The sequence below is a fragment of the Burkholderia sp. Ac-20344 genome (assembly GCF_017104975.1).
Classification (GTDB): Bacteria; Pseudomonadota; Gammaproteobacteria; order Burkholderiales; family Burkholderiaceae; genus Burkholderia.
Genome location: NZ_JAAGPP010000321.1, coordinates 1 through 2,445 on the forward strand (window position 1 = coordinate 1; position 2,445 = coordinate 2,445).

The 2,445-nt window shown below is 71.6% G+C and carries 2 protein-coding genes; both read right to left on the bottom strand.

Going from position 1 to position 2,445, the window contains the following annotated elements; translation table 11 throughout:
* Positions 1–314: BcsE family c-di-GMP-binding protein (locus tag G3N64_RS38785; protein WP_346778859.1), on the bottom strand; the 314-nt coding region annotated here is incomplete at its 3' end.
* A 16-nt stretch (positions 315–330) separates the two neighbouring features.
* Positions 331–2,445: cellulose synthase subunit BcsC-related outer membrane protein (locus G3N64_RS38790; protein ID WP_205788853.1), on the bottom strand; the 2,115-nt coding region annotated here is incomplete at its 5' end.

Sequence of the window (2,445 nt, forward strand, 5' to 3'; positions counted from 1 at the left end):
TAGCCGCGTGCCTGCATCTGCCCGGCGACGTGCGCCGCGTCGCGCGCGAGCACGACCGTCACGTCGCGGGTGCGCGCCTGTCGCGCGCTCTCCCACACCAGCGCGTCGCAGGCCGGCGTGCCGCCGGCCGCATAGATCGCGTACAGGCCGCCGGCTTCCAGCTGCGTCCAGGTATCGGGCAAGCCGTCGATCGCGAGCCGGCTCACCGTGCCGACACGGCCGCCGGCCGGCCCCATGCCCAGCAGCGCACGCAGGCGGCCCAGCAAGCTGGCGGCGCCGAACGCGGGACGGGTGGCATCGATTTCGGTATTCACGACGTTCCCCTGTAACCTAGTCATCCGAATAAAGCCGCACCGGCGTCGGCGTCACGAGCCAGCTGCGTTGCTCGCGCGCGTCGAACGCGTAGCGCAGGTACACGAGCGCCGAACTCGGCGCGTAGTCGTGCGACCGGTCGACGTGCAGCTGCGCGCCGACGCTCAGGTGCGGGTTCACGCGGTATTCGACGATCCCGTTGATGCCATACGAGAACGACACGCCGCGCGTCGAGCTGCCCGCGTACACGAACCCGGCCGCCACCTGCGCGGCCCGCTGGTCCGAGAACGTCGGGTAAAACAGCGAATCCTTCTCGTAGCTGTTCGAGATCCCGCCCGTGACGGTCAGGTCCCACGACAGCGCATCATGCCGCCCCGCCCATTCGATCGGCACGCCGAGCGACAGGTAGCGCTGCGGGCTGTAATAGCCGCCCTGCCCGTACGTGTAGTAGCGCAGGTTCTGCGCGTAGTGCCATGCATTGCCGACGAGCCCGGTGCTGACCTTCATCGTCGCGCGCTCGTACACCGGCACCGTGAAGCCCGTGCGCAGCGTGACTTCCGCGTTGCGTTCGACGTTGCGGCCGGACAGCACGCCCGCGCCGAGTTCCGCGAACAGGTTCGTGCGGCCGACGTCGACCGACGCGCGCAGGTTCACGCCGTCGCGGCGCACGCCGCCCCAGACCGCGCCCGTCCACGGGTCGCGCATCCCCGCGTACGACAGCACGCTGCTCGTTTCCGGCCGCCGCGACGCGTTCACCGAGAAACTCGCCGGGCCCGCGTCGAAGCGATAGCGCACGCCACCGACAAGGTAATGCACGGGAAAACCGAGCGGCGACGTGCCGAGGTCGACGCGCCATGCGTCCGACAGATAGCCGGCGCCGAGCGCGACGCCCGTGGCCGTCTGGTGCAGCGAACCCGGCGGATTCGCGATCGCCGCGGGCGTCAGCGCGTTCTGCGCCCTGAGCGCCGCGTAGGTGCCGAACGTCCTGAGCGAATACGCGTTCGGGTCGCTCGTGTCGAGCGTGCCCGGGTCGAGATGCACGGTATCGACCTGCGCGAACACGTGCCCGTCGTAGCGGATCGGCATCTGCATGTAGATCGGCACCTGCTGCGCGCGATACGACGAGATGCCTTCGTCGCCCGACTTGTACGCGGGCGTCCAGCCGGTCTCGATCTCGGGATTGCGCCGCTGCTCGAGATCCGCGAACGCAGCCTGCGCGGGCGTGAGGCCGTCGCGGCCCGGGCGCACGCCCGTCGCGCGTTCCTGCGACTGCGACAACCGGTACAGCGACGCCGCGTCGTCATGGCGGCCTTGCGCCTCGGCCACGCGCCCGGCCGCGACCGACACGTCGGCGCGCGCCGGATACGCGGCATGCAGCCGGTCGGTCACCTGCAGGGCTTCGTCCGGGCGGCGCAGCGCGTTCAGGCGGCGTACGGCCGACAGTTGCGTGTCGACGTCGTCGTCCGGCGTGCGCGCGAGCACCGCCTGCACGCGTGCAAGCGCGGCCGCACGGTTGCCGCTGTCCTCGTCGATGCGTGCAAGCGCGAGCTGCGTATCGGCATCGTCCGGCGTACGCGCGACGACCGGCGCGAGCGCATCGCGCGCCGCGTCGTAACGGCCCTGCGCGCGTTCCAGATCGGCCAGCTCGAGCGCATAGCGCTTGTCCGCACGGCCGGCCGGGCTCGCACGATCGAGCCGCTTGCGCGCCTGCGCGTAATCCTGCTGCGCGATCGCATCGTCGGTCTGCCGCAACACGAGCCGCAGCGACTGGTCCTCGAGCCTCGCCGTCTGCGCGGGCGTCAGCGACGGTTCCCGGCGCAGCGTGTCGAGCCACGCGGCAAGCGCGTCGTCGCGCCCCGCGCTGCCGAGCAGGTCGCCATAGCGCAGCCGCACGTCCGCATCGGCTTCGTTCGGTTGCGCGGCGATCCAGTCGTGCAACAGTGCGAGGCCGCGGTCCGGTTCGCCCGCGTCGATCCACTGCGCGCCGATCGCGGCGAGCATGTCGGGATCGTTCGGCGCACTCGCCTGCACCCGCGCCTGCACCCGCGCCTGCACCTGCGCGAGCGACGCGGCAAACGCCGTGCGGTCGCCGCGCGCGAGCGCACCGCGTGCGTCGGCCAGCGCGCCTTCCTC